Origin of the sequence: Streptomyces amritsarensis, from assembly GCF_001953875.1 — a bacterium.
Lineage (GTDB): Bacteria > Actinomycetota > Actinomycetes > Streptomycetales > Streptomycetaceae > Streptomyces > Streptomyces amritsarensis.
This window is the reverse complement of sequence record NZ_MQUR01000073.1, coordinates 19321-40439: the sequence shown is the minus strand read 5'-3', so window position 1 is coordinate 40439 and position 21119 is coordinate 19321. Positions and strand designations below refer to the sequence as shown.

Genomic DNA, 21119 nt, shown 5'->3' with positions numbered 1-21119 from the left:
GCCGGGCTCCGGCCGATCACGGCCGGAGCCGCCGTCGAGCTGCTCGCCTCGCTCGCGCAGGAGTGGTTCTTCGAGGACAACCCGGTCCGGTTGAGGAAGGACCGCGACGAGGTACTCGCGGACGCCCGGATCGTGCTGGACCGCTTCGGCCCGGACGCGGCGTTCTGGACCTCTTCCCGCCTCGCCCGTACTAGCGACGCGCCCGACTTCCTGGCACAGGACCTCAGAAGCGGCCACCCCTTCACCGGCTACATGATGGATCTCGGCCTGGTCGCGGTGTCCGCCGACGAGGTCGGTGTCTTCTGGTCGTTCAACGCGAATTGAGACAATGATCCGATGCTGACCCGATCCGCCACCTACCCCGACCGGGAGACCGCACAGTGGGCCACCCAGCAGGTGGTGACCGCCAATGAGCAGGTCATCCACCGCTGGCTCGCCCAGGGAACGCGGGCCCGACTCACCATCGAGGCCGCCTGGCCGTCCCGTGAGGAGCCCGTCGGCCGGGTGCAGTTGGAGGCCATGCTCCTTGCCGGACAGGGGCCCGTCGACGTCCGCGCCGCCCGCGTCGTCCTGCGTCGTGAGGCGGACAGCCCGTACGGATTCGTCGTCCAGACCACCGTCCCGTTCTACCTGTAGAGGCAACCGACCGTGCCCATGAAGCCCCTCGAACACGACCGGCGCTACGGCGAGCTCGATCAGGTGATGCGCGCCTACCTCGGCCAGCAGGGGGAGGACACGGCCGAGCGTCGCAGCCCTGCGCTGGACGCCTATCTGCGCCACACCTGGCACACCCGCCCCTGGGCGATCGCGGAGGCGGAGCGCCAGCTGCGCGAGTACAGCCGGAATCCTCCGGGGCGCCTGCGGATCGACCTCGGCGAGTTCTACGCCGTCCCCGACGTCGGGATTCCGCAGGCCGCGATCGGCGACTGGCTGCTCGTGCTCGCCGACCACCTCAAGCAGAGCGTCGAGGACGGCGAGGTGCCCCCGCCGGCGATCCCGCAGACGCACTGGGAGTGGCACGCGCGGTTCCCGGAGGCCGCCCAGCTGCTGGGCGGCTGGTTCTCGCAGGACATCGTCGACGAGTTCCCCGACCACGAGGCTGCGGTCGCGGACTACGCCGCCACCACCGACCCGCAGCTCGTCGCCCGCCTTGTCGGTGAGCTCCACGAGCTGATCGCCCTCCCGCTGGACGAGGGGGACTACGCCCTGGCCGCGGCGGAACTCGGCATGGAGGTCAACCCGCCCGAGCCGTTCTCGTACGGGGCGTGGTTCCAGTCGGTGGCGACCAGCCTGGCCAGCGGCTGACCAGCCCCATACGCGCTTCCCCCGCGCCCCTGCCTCGCCTCGCGCCCCCCGCCCTGTCGGCTGCCGCCGTGTTGTGACCCTGACGCGCCTGGGGGTGGGGCCGGGCTTTGGCTCCGCTCGCGCCTGTCGCGGCGTGGGCGCACTCTGGAGGGAAGGGTGACCCCTGGAGGTGATGCACCATGGCCACGCTCGTCGGGTGGCATGTGGAGCTCGAATTCACCGAGGAGGGCCACCGCACCAGTGCGGCGGCCCTGGTACGGCTCGGGGACGGCTCCGAGATCAGGGCGCGGGGCTATGCCCTGCGTCATCCCTCCGACCCGGAGCAGATGAGGGTCGGGGAGGAGATCGCGGGCGCGCGTGCGCTCATGGATCTCTCGCAGCAGCTGTTGCAGAAGGCCCACTCGGAGATCGACGAGGCGACGGGCCGTCATTCCTACCCGCTCAACCGCTGAGCGGCGGGCGGACCACCGGCCCGCTGAGGGGCTCCTGCCGGAGCCGCTCAGCGGGTCCTGCTGCGGAACAGGACGGCCGCCAGGGCCACGGCCGCGGCCGTGATGCCCGCGCACCAGGCCAGGGCCGTCCAGGGGGCGCTCCCGGCGGGCTGCGCGAGGAGCAGCGCGCGCAGGGATTCGATCACCGGGGTGAGCGGCTGGTGCTCGGCGAAGCCGTGCAGCCAGCCGGGCATGGTCTCGATGGGGACGAAGGCGCTGGACGGGTACGGCAGGAACATCATCAGGAAGGTGAAGCCGCCCGCCGCCTCCGGCGTCTGCGCGAGCAGCCCGAGTGCGGCGGCCAGCCACGAGATCGCCGTGATGTACGCGAGGAGCAGGCCGGCCGCGGCGAGGAAGGCGGCCGGTCCGGCCTGGGGCCGGAAGCCGATGGCGAGGGCGACGGCGAGGACCAGGGTGGTGGAGAGCAGGTTGCGCAGGACGGAGGCGGTGACGTGTCCGGCCAGGATGGGGATGCCGCCGATGTCGAGGGTGCGGAAGCGGTCGATGACGCCGCTGCGCATGTCGTCGGCGACGCTGACGGCGGTGGAGGCGGCGCCGAAGCCGGCGCAGAGCAGCATGGCGCCGGGGACCACGTACGTCACGTACTCCGTGCCGGTGTCGATGGCCCCGCCGAAGAAGTAGACGAAGATCAGCATCAGCATCACGGGCAGCATCAGCGCGGTGATCAGTGCGTCGGGCTGCCGGCTGCTGATGCGCAGGCTGCGGCCGGCCAGGGTGAGGGCGCTCACGGGCATGGCGGTCATCGGTCGGCTCCCGTCAGGGTGAGGAACACGTCGTCGAGGGTGGCGGTGCGGACGGCGAAGCGGTCCACGGCGGTGCGGTCCGGGTCGAGTTCGTCGAGCAGGGCGCGGACGTGGGCGGCGCTCCCGTCGGTGGTGACGCCGAGGGTGAGGTCGTCCGGGGCGAGGTGGACGGCGCGCGGGGCGAGGGCCTCGTAGGCGGCCCGCGTGGTGAGGGTGAGGTCGAGCCGGTGGCCCGCGACGCGGGCCTTGAGCTCGCCGGGCGTGCCCTCGGCGGCGATCCGTCCGTCGGCGAGGACGACGACGCGGTCGGCGAGCCGGTCGGCCTCCTCCAGGTACTGGGTGGTGAGCAGCACGGTCGTGCCGTCGGCGCGCAGTTCCCGTACGAGTTCCCACAGGTCCTGGCGGCTGCGCGGGTCGAGCCCGGTGGTCGGCTCGTCGAGGAAGATCACCTCGGGTCGGGAGACGAGGCTCGCGGCGAGGTCGAGGCGGCGTCGCATGCCGCCCGAGTACGTCTTGGCGGTGCGGGCGGCGGCGTCGGTGAGCCCGAAGCGGGTGAGGAGCTCGTCGGCGCGGGCGCGGGCGGCGCGCGGGGGGAGGCCGCAGAGCCGGCCCATCATGCGGAGCGTTTCGGCGCCGGTCTGGAGCTCGTCGACGGCCGCGAACTGTCCGGTGAGGCTGATGCGTTCGCGTACCCGCGCCCGGGCGGTGGCGGTGTCGTGGCCGGCGACGCGGGCGGTCCCGGCGTCGGGCGCGGTGAGGGTGGTGAGGATCCGGACGGTGGTGGTCTTCCCGGCGCCGTTGGGGCCGAGGAGGGCGAGGACGCTGCCGCGGGGGACGGCGAGGTCGATGCCGTCGAGGACGCGGACGTCGCCGTAGGACTTGGTCAGGCCGGTGGCGTGGATGCCGAGGGCGCCGGAGGCGTGTGTGGTCATGAGGGGAGGTGCTCCCTTCGCGGGGGCTTCTGCGTATGCCTTACGCTCTTCTGTGTAAGTAATACACAGAACTAGGATGGGGGTCAATCGAGGAGTGGGCGGTCATGGCGGACGAGGACGACGAGGACGACGAGGGCGGCGCGGGCGGCGGGACCGGGCTCCCCGCCAGCCTGGAGATGGCCTGGGGACTGCGCGAACGCCCCGGCAAGGGGCCGCGCCCCACGCTCACGCTGCCGCGCATCGTGGAGACGGCCGTGGCGCTGGCCGCCGGTGAGGGCATGGACGCCGTCTCCATGGGCCGGGTGGCCAAGGAGCTGGGCGTCTCCACGATGTCCCTGTACCGGTACGTCACGGCGAAGGAGGAGCTCTACATCCTGATGTCGGACGCGGGCGTCGGCGCCCCGCCGGCGCTGCCGCCGGAGGCGGCGGGGTGGGGCTGGCGCGAGCTGCTGACCCGGTGGGCGTACGCGCAGCGGGCCGTGCTGATGGCCAACTCCTGGATCCTGCGCATCCCGATCACCGGGGCACCGGTCAGCCCGAACCAGCTGGCCTGGATGGAGCGCGGGCTTGCGGCGATGGCCGACGCGCCGCTGACCGAGGGCGAGAAGATCTCGACGATCATCCTGATCGGCGGCCTGGTCCGCAACGAGGCGACGATGGCCGCGGACATGATGGACGCCATCGTGAAGTCCGGTGTCTCACCGGACCAGGTCATGGGCCAGTACGTGCGCACGCTGCGGCTGATGACGGGCCCGGACACCCACCCGGGGGTGACGCGGCTGCTGGAGTCGGACGCGTTCACGGGCTCGGACGAGCCGGACTTCCAGTTCCGCTTCGGCCTGGACCGGATCCTGGACGGCCTGGCGGCGCTGGTCGAGGGCCGACAGGCCGTCCAGGATGGGGCCGAGGCCTGACGGTGCGGCGGTGGTGAGAGGGGGGACAGCCCTCAGGTGGGCGGCAGCAGGTCGCTTTCGCTGACGGTGTAGGCCAGCGGGGGGTAGCGGAAGTCCGTTTCGTGGTTCTCGCGGCGCCGTAGGCGGTAGAACTCGCGGCTCTGCTCGTCGTCGGCGGCCGTGAGGCGTGCGCCCGAGGGGAGGTACGCGTGTCCGTCGCGAAACCGCAGGAAGGTCTTCGACGTCCGGAAGGTCACGCCCAGCCATTGGTTTTCGGCCGTCGGGGCGGGTGCGTCCAGCACGATCCTGTGTTTGAGCAGCCGGTTGGCGTGCACGGAGAACACGACCACGCTGTGGTGGGTGAGGGGGATCTCGAACGCGGCGTCGGACTCCTTCGACTCGAAGACCAGCTTCCTCGGGGGGCTCGCTTCGGGGTGCTGGTAGCAGGAGAAGACGGCGATGAAGGAATCGTCGGCCAGATCCAGGGCCTGGTCGCAATGGCTGCCCATGGTCCGGTAGGCGTTCGTGTAGCTCTCGATGAGAGCGTTGTTGAAGCCGACCGGGAGGGCAGCGTGTTCCTGGATCTGTTGCGACAGCCGTTCGTGCACCGTGCGGAAGCGCCGGCTCGGGCTGTTGTACCGCGTGGTGGTGCGTACCAGGGGCGTACCGTGCGCGGCGTCGACCCTGGTGAGCGTGGCGCCCCGGCGGCCCTTTCCCACGTCTTCCCAGGGGACCGACGCGGAAAGCTCCGCGAAGAGGTTCTGCTCGATCGGCAGCACGTACGACGAGACCCTAGGCTCGGGGGGCAACGTAGTCTCCCGAGTTCATGCTGAAGAGGAACTGGTCGCCGTAGTCGATGAAGGACGAAGTCCTGTTCTCCTCGGCGTACAGCCGGCGCAGCTCGTCCATTCCCTCCGGCGTGGGCGGCCCCAACTCCACCGGGTCACCAGCTCTTTTCAGGAACGTCTGCCCGTTCCGGTGGACGGCTTCGGCGCTGGAACAGCGCACCACGTACCCCAGCCGGGTCGGGAGCGCCTCGGCGTTCAGCGTCGAGGGCCGGATCTCGTGCGTGTACAGGCGGTTGGTCGACAGCGGCATGAAGAAGACGGAGCCGGGATAGAGGGTCAGGGAGAACTGCGGGGGCAGCCCGTCCGCCTCCTCCTTGAGCCGGAAGTGGAGTCGGGTCAGCCCGCTGGCGCGCTTCAGGCCGTGGTCGAAGGGGTCGTCCGCCATGGGCCGCAGCTTGTCGAGCCCGTCGTAGAAGGTGCAGAAGGCCATGATGCCGTTGCCGGGCATGTCCTTGGTCTTGTCGGCATGGGCCGAGATCTTGGCCTTGGACTGCTTGCGCTCCGCCGTGGCGTGGGTGTTGTGGTAGATCTGCGCGAGAACGTGATTCAGCGGCGCATGGTCCCGGAAGACGGAGGCCGCCTCGCGGTTCAGCGCGTCGACGATCTCCGTGTCCGTGGCGCGAAACCCCTCGGTCGGCCCCGAGAGATTCGTCGAGCACCGGAGCAGCCGGAAATGCAGTGCGTCACCGTCCTGCGTGACGGGCGTCAGATAGATCCCGCTCCGATGGGCCGTCCCGGGCTTCGTGGACTCGGTCAGGGACTGGAAGGCGTGCTCCGCCCGGATCCGTCCGAAGTGATCGGCGTCGAGGTCGAAGAACCGGCGGTAGTACACGCCGGCGCCGTGCACCCGGACGGGAACCCGCCCGCCGTCGACGACCGGCCAGGGCTGCTCCAGCCCCTGGGACAGCTCGCCGATGACGAACACCCGTGCCGCTGACTCCAGGTGGCGGCCATCGATCTCGGAGAGGTCGCCGCACAGGTAGACGGTCCGGCCGGAGAGGTCGGCCGTGGCCAGTTCCTCGGGCGAGATCGTGGCTCCGAAGAAGTCCCTGATCAGGTCATGGCCTCGCAGCGTCGGAGGCGCAACCAGTATGTTGCCCGCCTCGTCGATGCGTGCTTCGGTCCGGTACATCGAACGGCACCTGTCATTCGCAGAAATGGGTCACTACTCGAAGCATCGTCCCGAGGGCGGTGCCGGATCAAGCGTCGGCCGGCGTCGACCGGCATCGGCTAGCGTCGGCCGGCGTCGAACGCCCGACCAGAACGGCTGAGGCGTTGTCAGAGCCCCATGCCAGGATCGTCGCAGGTCGGTGACGCCGATGCCGTGGCAGTGCGATCCACAGCCACCTTCGGGGCCAGCCGGTCCCCGGCCCGCGCCATCTGCGCGGACGGCGGCGCGTCAAGAAGGGATGCGGATGGACACGGACGTGGACGACGTCACGGAGGCGTGGCGCCCGACCACACCTCTGTCACGGCTGCGCGAGTTGGCGGCGCTGGGGCCGGGGCCGGCCCGGATCGTGGCCTCCCGCATAGGCATGCCGGCCGGGTTGGCGCAGGAGGTGGCCGTACGGGCACTGGCAGGCGGCCCGGACTGGTTCGGGGTGCTGTGCGCGCTCGCCGCCCAACCGGCCACCCCGGCCGAGCGGCTGGCCGAGCTGGCCGCTCACCCGGAGGAGTCGGTGCGCCGGGTGGTCGCGGTGCACCGTGCGACCCCGAAGGCGGCGATCAGAACACTGGCCCGGGACGGATCGACGGCGGTGCGCCGGGCGCTGGCCGGCCGCGAGAAGCTTCCCCGCAAGGTGGCCGGGGCGCTGGTCACCGATGCTTCGGGGGAGGTCCGGCTGGCTCTGGTCCGGCGGGTCGACGCCCGTCCGGAGCATCTGCGGGCCCTGGCCGCCGACCCGGACGCCCGAGTCCGCCGCGTGGTCGCCGCACTCGGCCACGCCGGCGATGCGGACCTCACCGACCCGGACCCCGGGGTGCGCCGCACCGCCGTGCACAAGCGCTCGGCACCGGAACTGATCGCGCTGCTCGACGCCCTGGCGCAGGACCCGGACACCCGCATTCGGGAGCTGGTCGCCCAGCAGTACCGCAACCACACCCCGGCCGTACTCGCCCGCCTCGCCTCCGACGCCGAGCCCTGCGTCCGGGCCGCCGCGGCCGCCAACCCCTTCACCCCCGTTCGGCAGCTCACCGAACTGGCCGCCGACCCGGACCTGACCGTGCTCGCCGCCGTCAGCGAGAACATGACGGCCCCGCCCGAGACACTCGCCCGACTGGTCGACACGATGTCACGCCTGTCCGATGACGGTGAACGCACGGCCTTCGACGGGGAGGAGGACGTCCAGCGCCTGGCGTATGCGGCACTGGAACACCCCGCCACCCCTCCCGAGTCGCTGCGCGCCCTGCACGCAGCGAACCTGTGGCCGTACTTCCACCCCGGGAACGCCATGGACCAGCCGAACTGGCCGCCGGACCTGCTGATCGAATTCGGCCTGACGTACAGCGCGAGCACGGTGTCGGGCGCAGCGGAACGGGCGAGCTTCGCGGCGATCGACGAGGCCCGGCACACCGAACCGCCGGAGGACGTGCTCGCCGCCATGGTCCACAGCCCGGTCTACTACCTGCGCCGCGCGGTCGCCAACCGGCACACCCCGCCGCAGGCCCTGGCCGCTTTCGTCCGCGATGGCGCGCACGCCGACGACACCAGCCACCTCGACGACATCGCCAAGAACCCGGCGACCCCGGTCGAGATCCTGCTGGCCTGGGCCGAGGCCGGCGAGTACCACTACGAGATGCTCAAGAACCCTTCTCTGCCCGAGCCCGTGCTCGCCGCCATCGCGGCGAGCACGGACACCTCGTACGCAGGGCAGGCCCGGTGGATGCTGGAGGTCCGGGCGCTCCGGGCCGGAACGGAGACCCCTTGCTGACCATGTCCTCGTGGCGGGCCCGGTTCGACCGGCTCGCCGACACCTCCGCGGTGGTCGAGCGGCTGGGCTCCGCGACGAACATGGCCGACTACCTCCAGGACGCCGGCATCGCGTGGCAGTACCACCCGGGCGACCTGGTGGTCCCGGAGGACCTCGCTCTCGACATCGCGCTGGTCGTCGACGGCGACCTGATCGTGCACGGCTTCCTGGACGACTACGTCCGAGACATCGGCATGCTGGTGGTGCTCGGCGACCTGGTGGTACGCGACCTGGTCTCCTGGGGCTCGGTGTACGTGGGCGGCGACCTGCGGGCGGAGGGCATCGTCTACGGCTACTACAACGACTTCACCTTCGAGGTGGCGGGTCAGGTACACGCCCGGGCGCTGGTGCTGTACGACAAGTCCGCCTCCTACAGGACGGGCGAGCTGGGGGTGGAGGTGGAGTCCTACCACCCGCCCAAGGAGCAACTGCGCGCCGCCCGGGACATCTTCGTACCTCAGGTGTACGACGGTGGCGCGAAGCGGGCCAGGAAGGGCCTGCCGCCGAAGCTGAGCCGCCCGAGCTACCAGCGGGTCTGCCGTCGGCTGCGGGACGGCAAGCCGCTGTTCCGCGGTGCGTAGGCGCCTGCCGGCCGGCTCCCGCCCCCTTGCGGCGGGTTATCGAGCGAGCCAGCCCGTCAGTGCCGCCCAGCTCGCCGGGGCGAGGTCCAGGACCGGGCCGTCCTGGACCTTCGAGTCCCTGACATGCACCGTGTCCGGGCCGGTGGCCACCTCCAGGCAGGCGCCGCCTTCGCTGCCGCTGTACGAGGACTTGCGCCAGCCCACGGCGACCTCCAGGCAGGCGCCGCCGTCGCTGCCGCTGTAGCTGGACTTGAACCACTTCAGTGCGGTCATGGCACTCATGTCTCTCCTGCCAGACGGTCCAACAGGCCCCATGTCTGCTCGGTGCTGGTGGTTCGGCGTTTCCAGGAGGATGAACGGGCCGTCGAGAGCCGCGTGGGACGTCCGGCCCAGTGGCAGCACCTGGAGGCTCACGTCCGGCAGAGCGGCGCAGGCGCGGAGGTGGCGGAGCTGCTCCGCGTACACCTCGTCCCCGCAGATCGTCTCCGCGTCCAGGCGGACCAGTTCGCCCAGTTGTCGCTGGGTCAGATTCTTGGCGAACCCGTACTCATCAAGGAGTACGGGTCGGCGCTCAGCCTGTTGCTCTGTGTGAGCGACCTGGCGACCAACGCGCTGAGGTACGGCGTCCCGCCCGGCCGCGGTTACCTGCTGCGGCTCTTCGGCTTCGAGGACGCGACCGTCAGGGCCGAGGTGCACGACGGCGGGCCCGGGCTGTCGCGGATCGCCGGACGGCCGCACGGGCGGGGGCTGGCCCTCGTCGAGGCGCTCGCAGACGACTGGGGGTGGTGGGACGGGCGCCCGGGAAAATCGTCTGGTGCGAGTTCCGGATCGGATGCCGATGACGCTTTCCCTGAATAGGCTTTCCTGGAATTCGTACACGGAAATGAATTCCACGCCCAACAGATTCGTTTCTCCGTAAATGGTAGCCCAAGTGGCGCCCGGAAATTCCGACACGACAATGCGGCACGCCTGAATTCTGGGTGCTCGGTGAGAGTATTTCCCTGCTCGGATCGCGAACCCCGTGGTGGGTCGACCGCGCAGGGGTTCACGCCATCTTCACTCCAGAAAGAAGGCTGCCATGGCCATCCCCGTCCCCAACGACGTGACGACGTTCCAGAACAACTGGCGGTTCTGCAACCACTGTTACACCCTGTGGTGGAACGGCCGTCCCGACAACGGCGCCTGCCCCTCGGGCAACTCCCCGGACGGGCAGCACCACGGTCAGGGGAGCTGGGACTTCTACCTCCCGGCCGATCCCAGCGGGGCCATCTAGGTATCCGGGGAATTCTGAGGTCATCCGGGATTGACTGAGCGAATACCCCCCGACTGCCGAAATCAGTCGGGGGGTATTCGCGTCCGCGGCCCATCCGCCTGCTGCTGCCGCAGCGGGCGTGGCGGCAGGCGGAAGGGGTCGGGGGAAGGGCCCCAATCGATCAGGCGGGCTGTTCCGGGGCCGTGGCCTTGATCACCGAGAAGACGCCGCCCTGCGGGTCGGCGAGGACGGCCATGCGGCCCGCCGCCATGTCGAAGGCCGGGGCCATGACGCTGCCTCCGGCGCGCTCCGCGGCGGCCTGGATCTCGTCCACGTCGTCGACGTGGAAGTACGGCATCCAGTGCGGCGGCACCCCGTCCGGCAGCTTGGCGAGGTCCATCATCCCGCCTACGGCGCGGTCGCCGACCTTGAACTCGGTGTACTCGCCGGCATCGGGCATCTGGGACTTGGCCGTGGTGACGGGGAGGATCGAGGTGTAGAAGGCGGCCGCGGCGGGGACGTCGCCGGTGTTCAGCTCGTTCCAGATCAGGGCGCCGTGCTCGTTGACGATGCCCGCGCCGTCGAAGGTGCCGGCCTGCCACAGGCCGACGGCGGCGCCGGTCGGGTCGGTGATCACGGCCATCCGGCCGAGGTCCATGACGTCCGTCGCGCCCATCATGACCGAACCGCCCGCGTCGGTGACCGACTTGAGGGTGGAGTCGATGGAGTCGGTGGCCAGGTACGTGGTCCACGCGGTCGGCGGCATCGGGTCGGGCACGGTGCCGTCCGGGTTCATCGCCTTCATGATGCCGGCGACGGGCTTGCCCTTGAGGAGGCAGACGGAGTAGCCGCCCTGCTCGGCCGGACCGACCTCGCCCTGCCAGCCGAAGAGGTCGCAGTAGAAGTCGAGGGCCGCCTGCTGGTCGGGGACCATCAGGTCGATCCAGCACGGGGTGCCGGGCTTGTAGGGGCCGTTCATGTCGGGCACGCATGCCTCCGCTGGTGGATGGGGGAAGGACGCGCCGTCCCCTACCCGGCCCGCATACCCCGAATCGGCCCATTCGGGTGACTGTCTAACCCTTGGGGTGGCTCACCAGCCGCTGATATCTTGTTCTCGGATCGTATATACAGCGGCGTTGCGACCTGGAGGCGGCCATGTCCAGAACGGTGATCGACCTGGACGACGACGCGCTCGCCGAAGCCGCGCAGCTCCTGGGCACCACGACGAAGAAGGACACCGTCAACGCGGCGCTGCGGGAGATCGCGGACCGCAGGCGACGGGCGGCGGCCATCGAGCGGATGCGGCAGATGGTCGACGAGGGCGAGATCGACTTCAGGACGATCGGGCACGGCGACGGCGACGCCGACGCCGACGGTCTGGCCGACGGCAAGGGGCAGTCGGCCGCGTGAGCGAAAACTTCCTCATCGACACGAGCGCGCTCGTGCGGTTCTACCGGCGGCAGGCCGGATCCGAGTGGGACCAACTGGTCGAGTCGGGCCGCGTGGGGCTGTGCGAGCCGGTACGGCAGGAGTTCCTGCGAGCGGTCGGCGGCCGGCCCGCCTACTACGAGGCAGACGGCCTCCTGCGGGCGGTGTTCCCCTACCGGACCGCACGCGATGCGGTGTGGACCGGGACGGAAGCCCTCCAGCGGCAGTTGGCGGACGCCGGTGCGCACCAGTGCGCGAGCCCCGTGGACCTGCTCGTGGCCGTCATCGCGCAGCAGCACGGGCTGACGGTCCTCCACCAGGACGCCGACTTCGAGACGATTGCCAAGGTCACGGGGCAGCCGGTACGGCGCATCCTCGGCTGACGGGAACGCGACGGCCCCCGGCGTATCCGCCGGGGGCCTCGCGTGGATCAGGGCGTGGGGTCAGAGCTTCTCGGGGGTGCGGATGCCCAGGAGGGACATGCCCTTCGAGAGGGTGCGGGCCGTCAGCTCGCACAGGAACAGACGGTTCTCGACCTGCTCCGCCGTGTCCGCCTTGAGGACCGGGCACTCCGAGTAGAACGACGTGTACAGCGACGCCAGCTGGTACAGGTACGCCGCCAGCTTGTGCGGGGCGTGCTCCGCGGCCGCCTCCGCGATCAGCTCGCCGAAACCGTCCAGGTGCAGGCCCAGCGCACGCTCGGTCGGAGCGAGCGCCACCTCAGGGTGGGCGGCCGGCTTGGCGTCGCCCGCCTTGCGCAGGATCGACTGGATACGGGCGTACGCGTACTGGAGGTACACGGACGTGTCGCCGTTCAGCGAGACCATCTGGTCCAGGTCGAACTTGTAGTCCCGGGCGGCGGACGTCGACAGGTCGGCGTACTTCACCGCGCCGATGCCGACCTGGGCACCCCGCTCGGCGATCTCGGCCTCCGTCAGGTCCTGGGCCTTCTCGCGGACCACCGCCGAGGCCCGGTCGATCGCCTCGTCCAGCAGGTCCACCAGCCGGACCGTCTCGCCCTCACGGGTCTTGAACGGCTTGCCGTCCTTGCCGAGGACGGTGCCGAAAGCCAGCTGTACGGCCTTGACGTCGTCGTTCAGCCAGCCCGCCCGGCGCGCCGTCTCGAAGACCATCTTGAAGTGCAGCGACTGCCGCGCGTCGACCACGTAGATCAGCTCGGTCGCGCCGAGGTTGCCCACCCGGTCCCGGATCGCCGACAGGTCGGTGGCCGCGTAGCCGAAGCCGCCGTCCGACTTCTGCACGATCAGCGGGGTCGGGTTGCCGTCCGGGCCCTTGACGTCCTCGAAGAACACGCACAGCGCACCGTTGGAGCGGACCGCGACGCCCGACTCCTCCAGCAGCTTGCACGTCTCGACCAGCATGTCGTTGTAGCCGGACTCGCCGACCACGTCCGGGTCCCGGATGTCCATGTCCAGCTTGTGGAAGACGGAGTAGAAGTAGATCTTCGACTCGTCCACGAACCGCTGCCACAGCGCCAGCGTCTCCGGCTCGCCCGCCTGGAGGTCCACCACCCGCGCCCGGGCCCGCGTCTTGAACTCCTCGTCGGAGTCGAAGAGGGCGCGCGAGGCCTTGTAGAGGCGGTTGAGGTTGGACATGGCCTCCTCGCCGGAGGCCTGCTCGTCGCCGTCGCCGGACCTGTGGTCCAGCTCGTGCGGGTGCTCCAGCAGGTACTGGATGAGCATGCCGAACTGGGTGCCCCAGTCGCCGATGTGGTGGCGCCGGATCACCTTCTCGCCCGTGAACTCCAGGATCTCCACCATCGCCGCGCCGATCACGGCGGACCGCAGGTGCCCGACGTGCATCTCCTTGGCGACGTTCGGCTGCGCGTAGTCGATCACCGTCGTGCCGGCGGACGCGTTCAGCGGCACGCCGAGCCGGTCGTCCGCGGCACGCGCCGCCAGCGTCGAGATGATCGCCCCGTCGGCGACGGTGATGTTCAGGAAGCCGGGGCCGGAGACCTCGATCTCCTTGATCAGGTCACCGGTCGGGATGCCCTCGACCACGGTCGTGGCCAGCTCGCGCGGGTTGGCCTTGGCCTTCTTCGCGAGTGCCAGGATGCCGTTGGCCTGGAAGTCGGCCCGGTCGCTACGTCGCAGCAGCGGGTCGGCGCCACCGGCCTCCGGCAGCGCGGAGGCGAGGGCGTCGGCGACGCGCTGGTTGACGGACGAAGCGAGCGAAGGGACCGAGGCCATGAGCTGCCGTTCCTGTGAGTCTGGTACCGGGGTCGGACTTGGGTCTTGCGACAAGTGCCGAGTATCCCACGAGGGCGCCATCCGTTTCGCGGGATATCACCGGGTGGAAGCAACCCCGGAGTGGCCCGTTCCGTCTGGGAGAATGGCCGAAGCCATCATTCGAGATAGAAGGACGTGTCGTGGCTCAGAGCGCGCAGAGCAGCACCGAGACCGACTGGGTCTCCCGTTTCGCGGACGAGGTCATCGCCGAGGCGGAGCGCCGAGCCCCGGGCAAAGCGGTCGTCGTCGCGTCCGGACTCTCCCCCTCCGGCCCGGTCCACCTCGGCAACCTCCGCGAGGTCATGACCCCGCACCTGGTCGCCGACGAGATCCGCCGCCGCGGCCACGAGGTCCGCCACCTCATCTCCTGGGACGACTACGACCGCTTCCGCAAGGTCCCCAAGGGCATCCCCGGCGTCACCGAGGAGTCGCACGCCCAGCACATCGGGCGCCCGCTGACCGCCGTCCCCGCCCCCGAGGGCTCCGCGTACCCGAACTGGGCCGAGCACTTCAAGGCCGCCATGGCCGAGTCCCTGGCCGAGCTCGGCGTCGAGTACGACCCGATCAGCCAGACCGAGCAGTACACCACCGGTGTCTACCGCGAGCAGATCCTGCACGCGATGAAGCACCGCGGCGACATCGACGCCGTCCTCGCGCAGTACCGCACCAAGGTCAAGCCCGGCGGCAAGAAGCCCCAGCAGAAGCAGGTCGACGAGGCCGAGCTGGAGGCCGCCGAGGGCTCCGGCGCGGCCGCCGAGGACGACGGCAGCGCCGGCGAGGGCGGGTACTTCCCGTACAAGCCGTACTGCGGCCGGTGCGGCAAGGACTTCACCAAGGTCACCTCGTACGACGACGAGACGACCGAGATGACCTACGTCTGCACCGAGGACGACTTCACCGAGACGGTCAAGCTCAGCGAGTTCAACCGCGGCAAGCTCGTCTGGAAGGTCGACTGGCCGATGCGCTGGGCCTTCGAGGGCGTGATCTTCGAGCCCTCCGGCGTCGACCACTCCTCGCCCGGCTCCTCCTTCCAGGTCGGCGGCCAGATCGTCCACATCTTCGGCGGCGAGCAGCCCATCGGCCCGATGTACGCCTTCGTCGGCATCAGCGGCATGGCCAAGATGTCCTCCAGCAAGGGCGGGGTCTTCACCCCCGGCGACGCCCTGCAGATCATGGAGCCGCAGCTCCTGCGCTGGCTCTACGCCCGCCGCAGGCCCAACCAGTCCTTCAAGATCGCCTTCGACCAGGAGATCCAGCGCCTGTACGACGAGTGGGACAAGCTGGAGGGCAAGGTCGCGGACGGCAGCGTGCTGCCCGCAGACGCCGCCGCCCACGCCCGCGCCGTACGCGTCGCCTCCCACGAGCTGCCGCGCACCCCGCGCCCGATGCCCTACCGCACCCTCGCGTCGGTCGTCGACATCACCGCCGGACACGACGAGCAGACCCTGCGCATCCTCTCCGACCTGGAGCCGGACAAGCCGCTCACCTCCCTCGACGAGGTACGGCCGCGCCTGGACCGCGCCGAGAACTGGATCACCACCCAGGTCCCGGCCGACCAGCGGACCCTCGTGCGCGAGGACCCCGACACCGAGCTGCTGTCCTCCCTCGACGACGAGGGCCGCGAGTCCCTGCGCCTGCTCCTGGACGGCCTCGACTCCCACTGGTCGCTCGACGGACTGACCACGCTCGTCTACGGCGTCCCGAAGGTCATGGCCGGCCTGGAGCCCGACGCCAAGCCGACCCCCGAGCTCAAGGTCGCGCAGCGCACCTTCTTCGCCCTGCTCTACCGGCTCCTCGTGACCCGGGAGACCGGGCCGCGCCTGCCCACGCTGCTGCTGGCGGTGGGCGCGGACCGCGTGCGCAAGCTGCTCGCCGTCTGAGACCCCGCCCCGGGCCGTGCCCGGGCATGCGGAAGGGCCCGCACCCCTCGGGGTGCGGGCCCTTCCGCAGACAGCTGCCTGCCTGTCCGCCTGCCCGCTACGCCGGCTCGGCCTCCCGGTCCTTGTGGTGCTGCTGCCGGAACGACGAGATCATCCGCCGCAGGAGCGAACCACTGCGCGGGTGCGTCACGCCATAACGGTCCGCCAGCACTATGTCGAGGGCCTCGGCGGTCGGATAGTCCTGCGTCTCCTCGGCCAGCGAGCAGAACACCTTGTACGCGATCTGCGCGAACTCGACCTCGTCCGGGGAGTCCACCTCCGGCACCTGCTCCGGGAAGTCCCCGTCCGGAGCCCCCTCGTGACGCGGCTGCGGAACCGGGAGCTGCTGCGCCTGCTGGTCGTCCGGGCCCATCGGGGGCAGCACCGGCGTCGGTTCCAGGCCCTCGACGTACTGCGGGTTGTAGCCGCCCTCGTACGCCGCCTGCGGCGCCTTCGGCGCGGCGAACCAGGCGCTGTTGTGGGCCGCCGGCATCGCCGTCGGGTCCACCGCGAACGCCGGCGGGGCGTGGGTGGCCGGCGCGGGCGCCACCTGCTGGACCTGGGCCGAGAGCTGCTGGGGCTGGGCCTGGTGAGCCTGTTGGGGCTGCTGGGACTGCCGGGCCGGATCGTCCCACTCCGGGGCGCCCGCCGCCGCGCCCGCCGCCGCGCCCGCCACTGCGCCCGCCGCCGGGGCCTCCAGGGCCGGAGCCGTCCCCGCGACCTGCTGCTCCAGCGGAGGCAGCACCGCCGGATCGATCCCGGTCGCGGCCAGCGCGTCCGGCGTCGTCTGCGACAGCGGGACGCCGATCCGGGCCAGCTTCAGCGGCATCAGCGCCTCCACCGGCGCCTTCTGCCGCCAGAAACGCCCGTACCGCGCCTGAAGGCGCGCCTGGTAGATCAGCCGGTCCTGCTCCATGCCGATCGCCTGCTCGTACGAGCGCAGCTCCCACAGCTTCATACGGCGCCACAGCTTGAACGTCGGCACCGGCGACAGCAGCCACCGTGTGATGCGCACGCCCTCCATGTGCCGGTCCGCCGTGATGTCGGCGATCCGGCCCACCGCGTGCCGGGCGGCCTCGACCGTCACCACGAACAGGATCGGGATCACGGCGTGCATGCCGACACCGAGCGGATCCGGCCACGACGCCGCGCCGTTGAACGCGATGGTCGCCGCCGTCAGCAGCCACGCCGTCTGGCGCAGCAGGGGGAAGGGGATCCGCATCCAGGTCAGCAGCAGGTCCAGCGCCAGGAGCACGCAGATACCGGCGTCGATGCCTATCGGGAACACCAGGGAGAAGCTGCCGAAGCCCTTCTTCTCCGCGAGCTCGCGCACCGCGGAGTACGAGCCCGCGAAGCCGATGCCCGCGATGACGACGGCTCCGGCGACGACGACACCGATGAGTATTCGGTGCGTACGAGTCAGCTGCATCGCGGCCACCCGCGATCCCCTCCCCTTGTCGAGCACAAACCGAGCGCTTACCGCGCCTTTACGGAGCTGCGGCAGGCACAGCGTACGGGTGACCGGAAGTCAGCGCTCCAGGAGGCCCCGACCCGCCGCCGCCCTACTGGGGCTGGGGGGACTGCGGCTGCTGCTCCGCCGGCTTGTTGGCTCCCGCGACCGAGGCCACGGCCTCCTTCGCCGCGGTGATCGCGTCCTGGAGCAGCTTCGCCTGGTCCGGGGCGCCTGCACCCTCGTAGGCGGCACCGTTGTAGTCGAGCGTGACGACCACGTTCTGGGTGCGCGCCACGATCGTCGTGTTGAAGAAGTCGACGTCCTTCTTCACCGAGTACACGATCGAGGTGCCCTGGTCGCCCAGGCCCTCCACGGGCTCGGCCTTCACGTTCTGCGCGCCCTCGGAGGCCTTCGCCGACTCGGCCTGCTTGCCGTACTGCTCCTCGGCACGCTTGTTGGCGCCGCCGAGCGAGGCGTGCGAATCGGTGCGGAAGTAGGAGAGCGAAAGCCAGCGGTACTGCGAGCCCTTCAGGCCGTCCTCGTCCAGACCGTTCCAGGAGCAGCTGGCCCGGGTGGCCAGGTCGTTCGACTTGGTCGCCGTGCCGTTCTTGTCCTTGGCCTCGGGGACCAGCGTGTCTATCGTGCCCGCCTGTATCGCCTTGCAGGGGTCCGGGAGGGTGGCGAAGGCGGCCTTCTCCAGCTCCGGCTTGGACTTCTTCTCGCCGGGCTTCGCGGAAGAGGACGAACCGGACTTCTTGTCGCCCTTGTCGGCGGACTCCTTGCCCGAGTCGGAGGAACACCCGGCCACGGTGAGGATCACCGGGACGGCTGCGCAGGCGAGAACGCGGGTGAGGCGCGAGGCTGATCGGTGCATGGTTCCTTCAGTGCTTCGGGGATCGTCTTCGGACGCGGGACCCGGTCAACGGTAGCCCGATCGGGTGCCGCACTGCTGTGCGCGCCGTCACGCCGGGGCGTGTCGCGCACCGCTCACTCGTTGAGGCGTTCGGCGAGAGCCTGCGCCAACTGCCGTGCCTTGTCCTGGGTTTCACCGCTCGGCGGGATGGTTCCGGGCAGCGTCGGCTGCACGCTGTACTCGATCTTGACGATGACATTCGAGGTACGGAACACAATCCGGACGGTGCGCGACTGGGCCGCCGTGGCCCCGGCGGCGCTCAGCTTGTCGTCCAGGAACGCCTCGGTGCCGAGCCCCTCCAGGACGCGGGAGCCGAGCTCGGGCTGGGCGGTCGGGCTGGTGCCGGGTGCGGGCGTCCCCGCGGCCGGCGCCCCGGCCGACGGCGCGCCGCTCGCGGGCGGTGCGGCGGGCGGTGCGGCGGGCGGGGGCGTGGAGGCGGCGGGGTTGGCCGGGTTGGCCGGGTTGCCCGGGTTGGCGGCGCCCGGGCCGGGGGTGGTGACGGGGCCGGGGAAGGGCAGGTGCGCGTCGGTGAGCAGGCGTACGTAGACCTGCTTCGCCTTGTCGTCGTCGCTGGCGGCGCCGCGGTCGTAGGAGACCACGCGCTCGAAGCCGACCGACAGCAGCCGGGTCTCCTCGGGGGTCTGCGCGGTCCAGCGGCAGCCGACGTGCCGGTCGCCGTCGTACGAGGCGTCGGCGACCCCCGCGTACAGCTGGTCGCGCTGCTGGGGGGTGAGGCTGTCCGGCGCGGGGAGCATGGCCTTGAGCTTCTTGCTGTCGGCGGCCGCCCGGCAGGGCGCGGGCAGGCTGCGGTACTTCCCCGGCTGGGCGGGCGCGGCGGAGCTGCCGCCGGCCTTCGAGTCGCTGGTGCTTCCCCCGTCGCTCCCGCCGGTGCACCCGGTCAGGCCGGCCGCGCCGGCCGCGAGCGCGGTGAGCATCGCGATGCCGGGCAGGACTCGCCGTACCGCTTTGCGCTGCACGTCCACTGGCTCCCTTCGACCGGCGGGCCCCCCGACGGTCAGGAAAATGCGTTGCCGCGACTTGGGCGCGGCTGGACACAATGTCTATCGCACACGCTGGTGCTGGCGCCGGTCCCCTGTCGTATTTGGGATCAAGAGCGAGGCTTTTGCGCATTCTCACCTTTCTGTTGGTTTCGGGGGATTGATCCTTATGTCGTATGTAGAGGTACCGGGGGCACAGGTCCCGATCCGGATGTGGACCGACCCCGCGTCGGTCGAGGCGGGAGCGATGCAGCAGCTCCACAACGTCGCCACCCTTCCGTGGATCAAGGGCCTGGCGGTGATGCCGGACGTCCACTACGGCAAGGGGGCCACGGTCGGCTCGGTGATCGCCATGAAGGACGCGGTCTGCCCGGCGGCGGTGGGTGTGGACATCGGCTGCGGCATGTCGGCGGTGAAGACGTCCCTGACGGCGAACGACCTCCCGGGCGACCTCTCCAAGCTCCGCTCGAAGATCGAGCAGGTGATTCCGGTGGGGATGGGCCTCCACAAGGAGGCGGTGGACCCGTCGCGCCTGTACGGCTTCTCGGTGCCGGGGTACGAGGACCTGTGGAAGCGGTTCGACTACCTCACCGACGCGGTCAAATTCCGTCAGGAGCGCGCCACAAAGCAGATCGGAACGCTCGGATCCGGTAATCATTTCATCGAGTTCTGCCTCGATGAGTCGGGTTCGGTCTGGCTGATGCTGCACTCCGGCTCCCGGAACATCGGCAACGAGCTCGCCGCGCACCACATCGGCGTGGCCCGGGGCCTCGCGCACAACCAGAACCTCGTCGACCGGGACCTGGCGGTATTCCTCGCGGCCACGCCGGAGATGGAGGCCTACCGCAACGACCTCTTCTGGGCCCAGGAGTACGCGAAGTTCAACCGCGCGGCGATGATGAGCCTCTTCAAGGAGGTCGTCCGCAAGGAGTTCCGCAAGGCCAAGGTCTCCTTCGACCGCGAGATCAGCTGCCACCACAACTACGTGGCGGAGGAGCGGTACGACGGCATGGACCTGCTGGTCACCCGCAAGGGGGCGATCCGCGCCGGCAGCGGTGACTACGGGATCATCCCGGGCTCCATGGGTACGGGTTCGTACATCGTGAAGGGCCTCGGCAACGAGAAGTCCTTCAACTCGGCCTCGCACGGCGCGGGCCGGAAGATGAGCCGGACGGCGGCGAAGAAGAAGTTCTCGGCGCGCGACCTGGCGGAGCAGACGAGGGGCGTGGAGTGCCGTAAGGACTCGGGCGTCGTGGATGAGATCCCCGGCGCGTACAAGTCGATCGAGCACGTCATCGACCAGCAGACCGACCTCGTCCAGGTCGTGGCGAAGCTCAAGCAGGTCATCTGCATCAAGGGCTGAGGCCCGGGCGCGGCTGTCGGGGGAGTGGAGGGGCCCGGACCGGTGCAGACCGGTCCGGGCCCCCTCCGCGTGCTTCAGTCCTCGTCGCCGTCGAGGAGGAGATCCACCGAGAGTTCCACGGAGACCCCGAGGGACTCGGGGAGCGGGACGGAGGTGCCCCGCTTGAAGGCCTTGCGGAGGCGGTAGGCGCCGTTGCGGGGGTCCGTGTGGAGGACGACCTCGTCGTGGTGGCGGTCGGCGATGACGTAGACGGGAACGCCGGCCCTGGCGTAGCTCTCGACCTTGATGCCGATGTCGTCCGACCAGTTCGAGGAGGTGACCTCGACGATCAGGCGGAAGGCTTCGGGGGAGTAGCAGTTGTAGGCCGCCCGGGTGCGCTTGTAATCCGCCTCGACCAGGGCGAAGTCGGGGATGGCGAAGTCGTCCGGCCCGGTCGGCAGTGCGATGCCGATGGTCTGGAGGTACTTCAGTCCGGCCTTTCTGGCCCCGGCTGCCGCGAACTCCTCGATGAGCCACGTGAGCGTCTCCGAGTGCGCTCCGTCGGCGGGTGGTGTCACGGTGAGCCTCCCCTGGAGGATTTCCACTCGGTGTCCGGGAAGCTCCTTGGAGAGTCGATCGGCGGCTTCGGCGATCGTGGTCTCGTGCTGCATCACGGCCATAGCTTCCTCCCTCTGGGGGCTCACGCTTTCGGATCGTAGCCGCGCCCGCCGACATACCGCGCGCATTCACCCGTATGGGCCTCGGCGGAGCCCGGATCG

At 70.4% G+C, this 21119-nt stretch carries 22 protein-coding genes and 3 pseudogenes; 13 read left to right on the top strand and 12 right to left on the bottom strand.

From position 1 onward, the window contains the following. From AVW11_RS37510 to AVW11_RS26115, 4 genes and pseudogenes are all read left to right on the top strand, one after another. Positions 1-324: pseudogene (locus AVW11_RS37510) on the top strand (hypothetical protein); the annotation flags it as partial. 12 nt (positions 325-336) lie between these two features. Beyond that, positions 337-636 carry an RNase A-like domain-containing protein gene (locus AVW11_RS26125; protein WP_030851862.1) on the top strand — a complete coding sequence of 100 codons (300 nt, stop codon included), beginning with the start codon at positions 337-339 and terminating at the stop codon, positions 634-636. A 12-nt stretch (positions 637-648) separates the two neighbouring features. Further along, positions 649-1305, top strand: coding sequence for a contact-dependent growth inhibition system immunity protein (locus AVW11_RS26120; protein WP_076046186.1), 657 nt, complete (start codon positions 649-651; stop codon positions 1303-1305). Between the two features lie 179 nt (positions 1306-1484). Further along, a complete protein-coding gene (locus AVW11_RS26115; RefSeq protein WP_030851867.1) occupies positions 1485-1757 on the top strand; it encodes a DUF1876 domain-containing protein in 273 nt (90 codons plus the stop codon). A gap of 47 nt (positions 1758-1804) precedes the next feature. Here AVW11_RS26115 and AVW11_RS26110 read toward each other — a convergent pair whose 3' ends face one another. Next, positions 1805-2551: an ABC transporter permease gene (locus tag AVW11_RS26110; protein WP_107277760.1), complete on the bottom strand. Its 747-nt coding sequence runs from the start codon at positions 2549-2551 to the stop codon at positions 1805-1807. 5 nt (positions 2552-2556) lie between these two features. Next, positions 2557-3492, bottom strand: a complete 936-nt coding sequence (locus AVW11_RS26105; protein ID WP_076046184.1) for an ABC transporter ATP-binding protein — start codon at positions 3490-3492, stop codon at positions 2557-2559. A 104-nt stretch (positions 3493-3596) separates the two neighbouring features. Here AVW11_RS26105 and AVW11_RS26100 point away from each other — a divergent pair, with 104 nt between their 5' ends. Then, positions 3597-4406, top strand: coding sequence for a TetR/AcrR family transcriptional regulator (locus tag AVW11_RS26100; protein WP_076046182.1), 810 nt, complete (start codon positions 3597-3599; stop codon positions 4404-4406). A 32-nt stretch (positions 4407-4438) separates the two neighbouring features. Here AVW11_RS26100 and AVW11_RS26095 read toward each other — a convergent pair whose 3' ends face one another. Then, a complete protein-coding gene (locus AVW11_RS26095; RefSeq protein ID WP_030851879.1) occupies positions 4439-5194 on the bottom strand; it encodes a hypothetical protein in 756 nt (251 codons plus the stop codon). Next, positions 5178-6365, bottom strand: coding sequence for a hypothetical protein (locus AVW11_RS26090; RefSeq protein ID WP_076046180.1), 1188 nt, complete (start codon positions 6363-6365; stop codon positions 5178-5180). The genes AVW11_RS26095 and AVW11_RS26090 overlap by 17 nt, the downstream gene beginning before the upstream one ends. A gap of 283 nt (positions 6366-6648) precedes the next feature. Here AVW11_RS26090 and AVW11_RS26085 point away from each other — a divergent pair, with 283 nt between their 5' ends. Further along, entirely contained in the window at positions 6649-8163 is a 1515-nt protein-coding gene (locus AVW11_RS26085; protein ID WP_076046178.1) for a hypothetical protein, read from the top strand. Next, entirely contained in the window at positions 8157-8783 is a 627-nt protein-coding gene (locus AVW11_RS26080) for a hypothetical protein (protein WP_143568904.1), read from the top strand. Before AVW11_RS26085 ends, AVW11_RS26080 begins: the two co-directional genes overlap by 7 nt. 36 nt (positions 8784-8819) lie before the next feature. Here AVW11_RS26080 and AVW11_RS26075 read toward each other — a convergent pair whose 3' ends face one another. Both AVW11_RS26075 and AVW11_RS39440 read right to left on the bottom strand, forming a co-directional pair. Then, positions 8820-9065, bottom strand: a complete 246-nt coding sequence (locus tag AVW11_RS26075; RefSeq protein WP_060180852.1) for a DUF397 domain-containing protein — start codon at positions 9063-9065, stop codon at positions 8820-8822. Between the two features lie 108 nt (positions 9066-9173). Beyond that, positions 9174-9362 (bottom strand): annotated as a pseudogene (locus AVW11_RS39440) (Scr1 family TA system antitoxin-like transcriptional regulator); the annotation flags it as partial. Between AVW11_RS39440 and AVW11_RS26070 the strand changes: the two are divergent. Together AVW11_RS26070 and AVW11_RS26065 are read left to right on the top strand one after the other, a co-directional pair. Next, positions 9312-9625 (top strand): annotated as a pseudogene (locus AVW11_RS26070) (ATP-binding protein). The pseudogenes AVW11_RS39440 and AVW11_RS26070 sit on opposite strands and share 51 nt — an antisense overlap. Before the next feature lie 236 nt (positions 9626-9861). Then, positions 9862-10056, top strand: a complete 195-nt coding sequence (locus AVW11_RS26065) for a hypothetical protein (RefSeq protein ID WP_060180855.1) — start codon at positions 9862-9864, stop codon at positions 10054-10056. Positions 10057-10216: 160 nt separating this feature from the next. Here the strand turns inward: AVW11_RS26065 and AVW11_RS26060 are convergent, their stop codons facing one another. Beyond that, positions 10217-11014 carry a VOC family protein gene (locus tag AVW11_RS26060; RefSeq protein WP_076046187.1) on the bottom strand — a complete coding sequence of 266 codons (798 nt, stop codon included), beginning with the start codon at positions 11012-11014 and terminating at the stop codon, positions 10217-10219. Positions 11015-11190: 176 nt separating this feature from the next. Here AVW11_RS26060 and AVW11_RS36040 point away from each other — a divergent pair, with 176 nt between their 5' ends. Together AVW11_RS36040 and AVW11_RS26050 are read left to right on the top strand one after the other, a co-directional pair. After that, a complete protein-coding gene (locus AVW11_RS36040) occupies positions 11191-11445 on the top strand; it encodes a type II toxin-antitoxin system VapB family antitoxin (protein ID WP_037833972.1) in 255 nt (84 codons plus the stop codon). Continuing rightward, positions 11442-11846 carry a PIN domain nuclease gene (locus tag AVW11_RS26050; protein WP_060180857.1) on the top strand — a complete coding sequence of 135 codons (405 nt, stop codon included), beginning with the start codon at positions 11442-11444 and terminating at the stop codon, positions 11844-11846. The genes AVW11_RS36040 and AVW11_RS26050 overlap by 4 nt, the downstream gene beginning before the upstream one ends. Before the next feature lie 60 nt (positions 11847-11906). On the opposite strand, the gene argS is transcribed toward AVW11_RS26050, so the two are convergent. Beyond that, entirely contained in the window at positions 11907-13676 is a 1770-nt protein-coding gene (gene argS / locus AVW11_RS26045) for an arginine--tRNA ligase (protein WP_030851902.1), read from the bottom strand. 179 nt (positions 13677-13855) lie between these two features. On the opposite strand from argS, the gene lysS reads away from it, so the two are divergent. Further along, positions 13856-15595, top strand: coding sequence for a lysine--tRNA ligase (lysS, locus tag AVW11_RS26040; protein ID WP_076046176.1), 1740 nt, complete (start codon positions 13856-13858; stop codon positions 15593-15595). A gap of 97 nt (positions 15596-15692) precedes the next feature. On the opposite strand, the gene AVW11_RS26035 is transcribed toward lysS, so the two are convergent. The 3 genes from AVW11_RS26035 to AVW11_RS26025 form a co-directional block, all read right to left on the bottom strand. Further along, positions 15693-17072 carry a DUF2637 domain-containing protein gene (locus tag AVW11_RS26035; RefSeq protein ID WP_076046174.1) on the bottom strand — a complete coding sequence of 460 codons (1380 nt, stop codon included), beginning with the start codon at positions 17070-17072 and terminating at the stop codon, positions 15693-15695. A 124-nt stretch (positions 17073-17196) separates the two neighbouring features. Next, positions 17197-17961, bottom strand: a complete 765-nt coding sequence (locus tag AVW11_RS26030; RefSeq protein ID WP_076046172.1) for a DUF3558 domain-containing protein — start codon at positions 17959-17961, stop codon at positions 17197-17199. A gap of 113 nt (positions 17962-18074) precedes the next feature. After that, positions 18075-18977 carry a hypothetical protein gene (locus AVW11_RS26025; protein WP_063898618.1) on the bottom strand — a complete coding sequence of 301 codons (903 nt, stop codon included), beginning with the start codon at positions 18975-18977 and terminating at the stop codon, positions 18075-18077. A gap of 190 nt (positions 18978-19167) precedes the next feature. On the opposite strand from AVW11_RS26025, the gene AVW11_RS26020 reads away from it, so the two are divergent. Further along, positions 19168-20361, top strand: a complete 1194-nt coding sequence (locus tag AVW11_RS26020) for an RtcB family protein (protein ID WP_060180865.1) — start codon at positions 19168-19170, stop codon at positions 20359-20361. Positions 20362-20435: 74 nt separating this feature from the next. Here the strand turns inward: AVW11_RS26020 and AVW11_RS26015 are convergent, their stop codons facing one another. Further along, positions 20436-21020, bottom strand: a complete 585-nt coding sequence (locus tag AVW11_RS26015) for a Uma2 family endonuclease (protein WP_046779368.1) — start codon at positions 21018-21020, stop codon at positions 20436-20438. Positions 21021-21119 lie beyond the last annotated feature (99 nt).

What these genes read in the sequence shown, in the direction of transcription:
- AVW11_RS26125 (WP_030851862.1), top strand. Translation starts at nt 337, where the DNA reads ATGCTGACCCGATCCGCCACCTACCCCGACCGGGAGACCGCACAGTGG.
- AVW11_RS26115 (WP_030851867.1), top strand. Translation starts at nt 1,485, where the DNA reads ATGGCCACGCTCGTCGGGTGGCATGTGGAGCTCGAATTCACCGAGGAG.
- AVW11_RS26110 (WP_107277760.1), bottom strand. Translation starts at nt 2,551, where the DNA reads ATGCCCGTGAGCGCCCTCACCCTGGCCGGCCGCAGCCTGCGCATCAGC.
- AVW11_RS26105 (WP_076046184.1), bottom strand. Translation starts at nt 3,492, where the DNA reads ATGACCACACACGCCTCCGGCGCCCTCGGCATCCACGCCACCGGCCTG.
- AVW11_RS26100 (WP_076046182.1), top strand. Translation starts at nt 3,597, where the DNA reads ATGGCGGACGAGGACGACGAGGACGACGAGGGCGGCGCGGGCGGCGGG.
- AVW11_RS26090 (WP_076046180.1), bottom strand. Translation starts at nt 6,365, where the DNA reads ATGTACCGGACCGAAGCACGCATCGACGAGGCGGGCAACATACTGGTT.
- AVW11_RS26085 (WP_076046178.1), top strand. Translation starts at nt 6,649, where the DNA reads ATGGACACGGACGTGGACGACGTCACGGAGGCGTGGCGCCCGACCACA.
- AVW11_RS26075 (WP_060180852.1), bottom strand. Translation starts at nt 9,065, where the DNA reads ATGAGTGCCATGACCGCACTGAAGTGGTTCAAGTCCAGCTACAGCGGC.
- AVW11_RS26065 (WP_060180855.1), top strand. Translation starts at nt 9,862, where the DNA reads ATGGCCATCCCCGTCCCCAACGACGTGACGACGTTCCAGAACAACTGG.
- AVW11_RS26060 (WP_076046187.1), bottom strand. Translation starts at nt 11,014, where the DNA reads ATGAACGGCCCCTACAAGCCCGGCACCCCGTGCTGGATCGACCTGATG.
- AVW11_RS36040 (WP_037833972.1), top strand. Translation starts at nt 11,191, where the DNA reads ATGTCCAGAACGGTGATCGACCTGGACGACGACGCGCTCGCCGAAGCC.
- argS (WP_030851902.1), bottom strand. Translation starts at nt 13,676, where the DNA reads ATGGCCTCGGTCCCTTCGCTCGCTTCGTCCGTCAACCAGCGCGTCGCC.
- AVW11_RS26030 (WP_076046172.1), bottom strand. Translation starts at nt 17,961, where the DNA reads ATGCACCGATCAGCCTCGCGCCTCACCCGCGTTCTCGCCTGCGCAGCC.
- AVW11_RS26020 (WP_060180865.1), top strand. Translation starts at nt 19,168, where the DNA reads ATGTCGTATGTAGAGGTACCGGGGGCACAGGTCCCGATCCGGATGTGG.
- AVW11_RS26015 (WP_046779368.1), bottom strand. Translation starts at nt 21,020, where the DNA reads ATGGCCGTGATGCAGCACGAGACCACGATCGCCGAAGCCGCCGATCGA.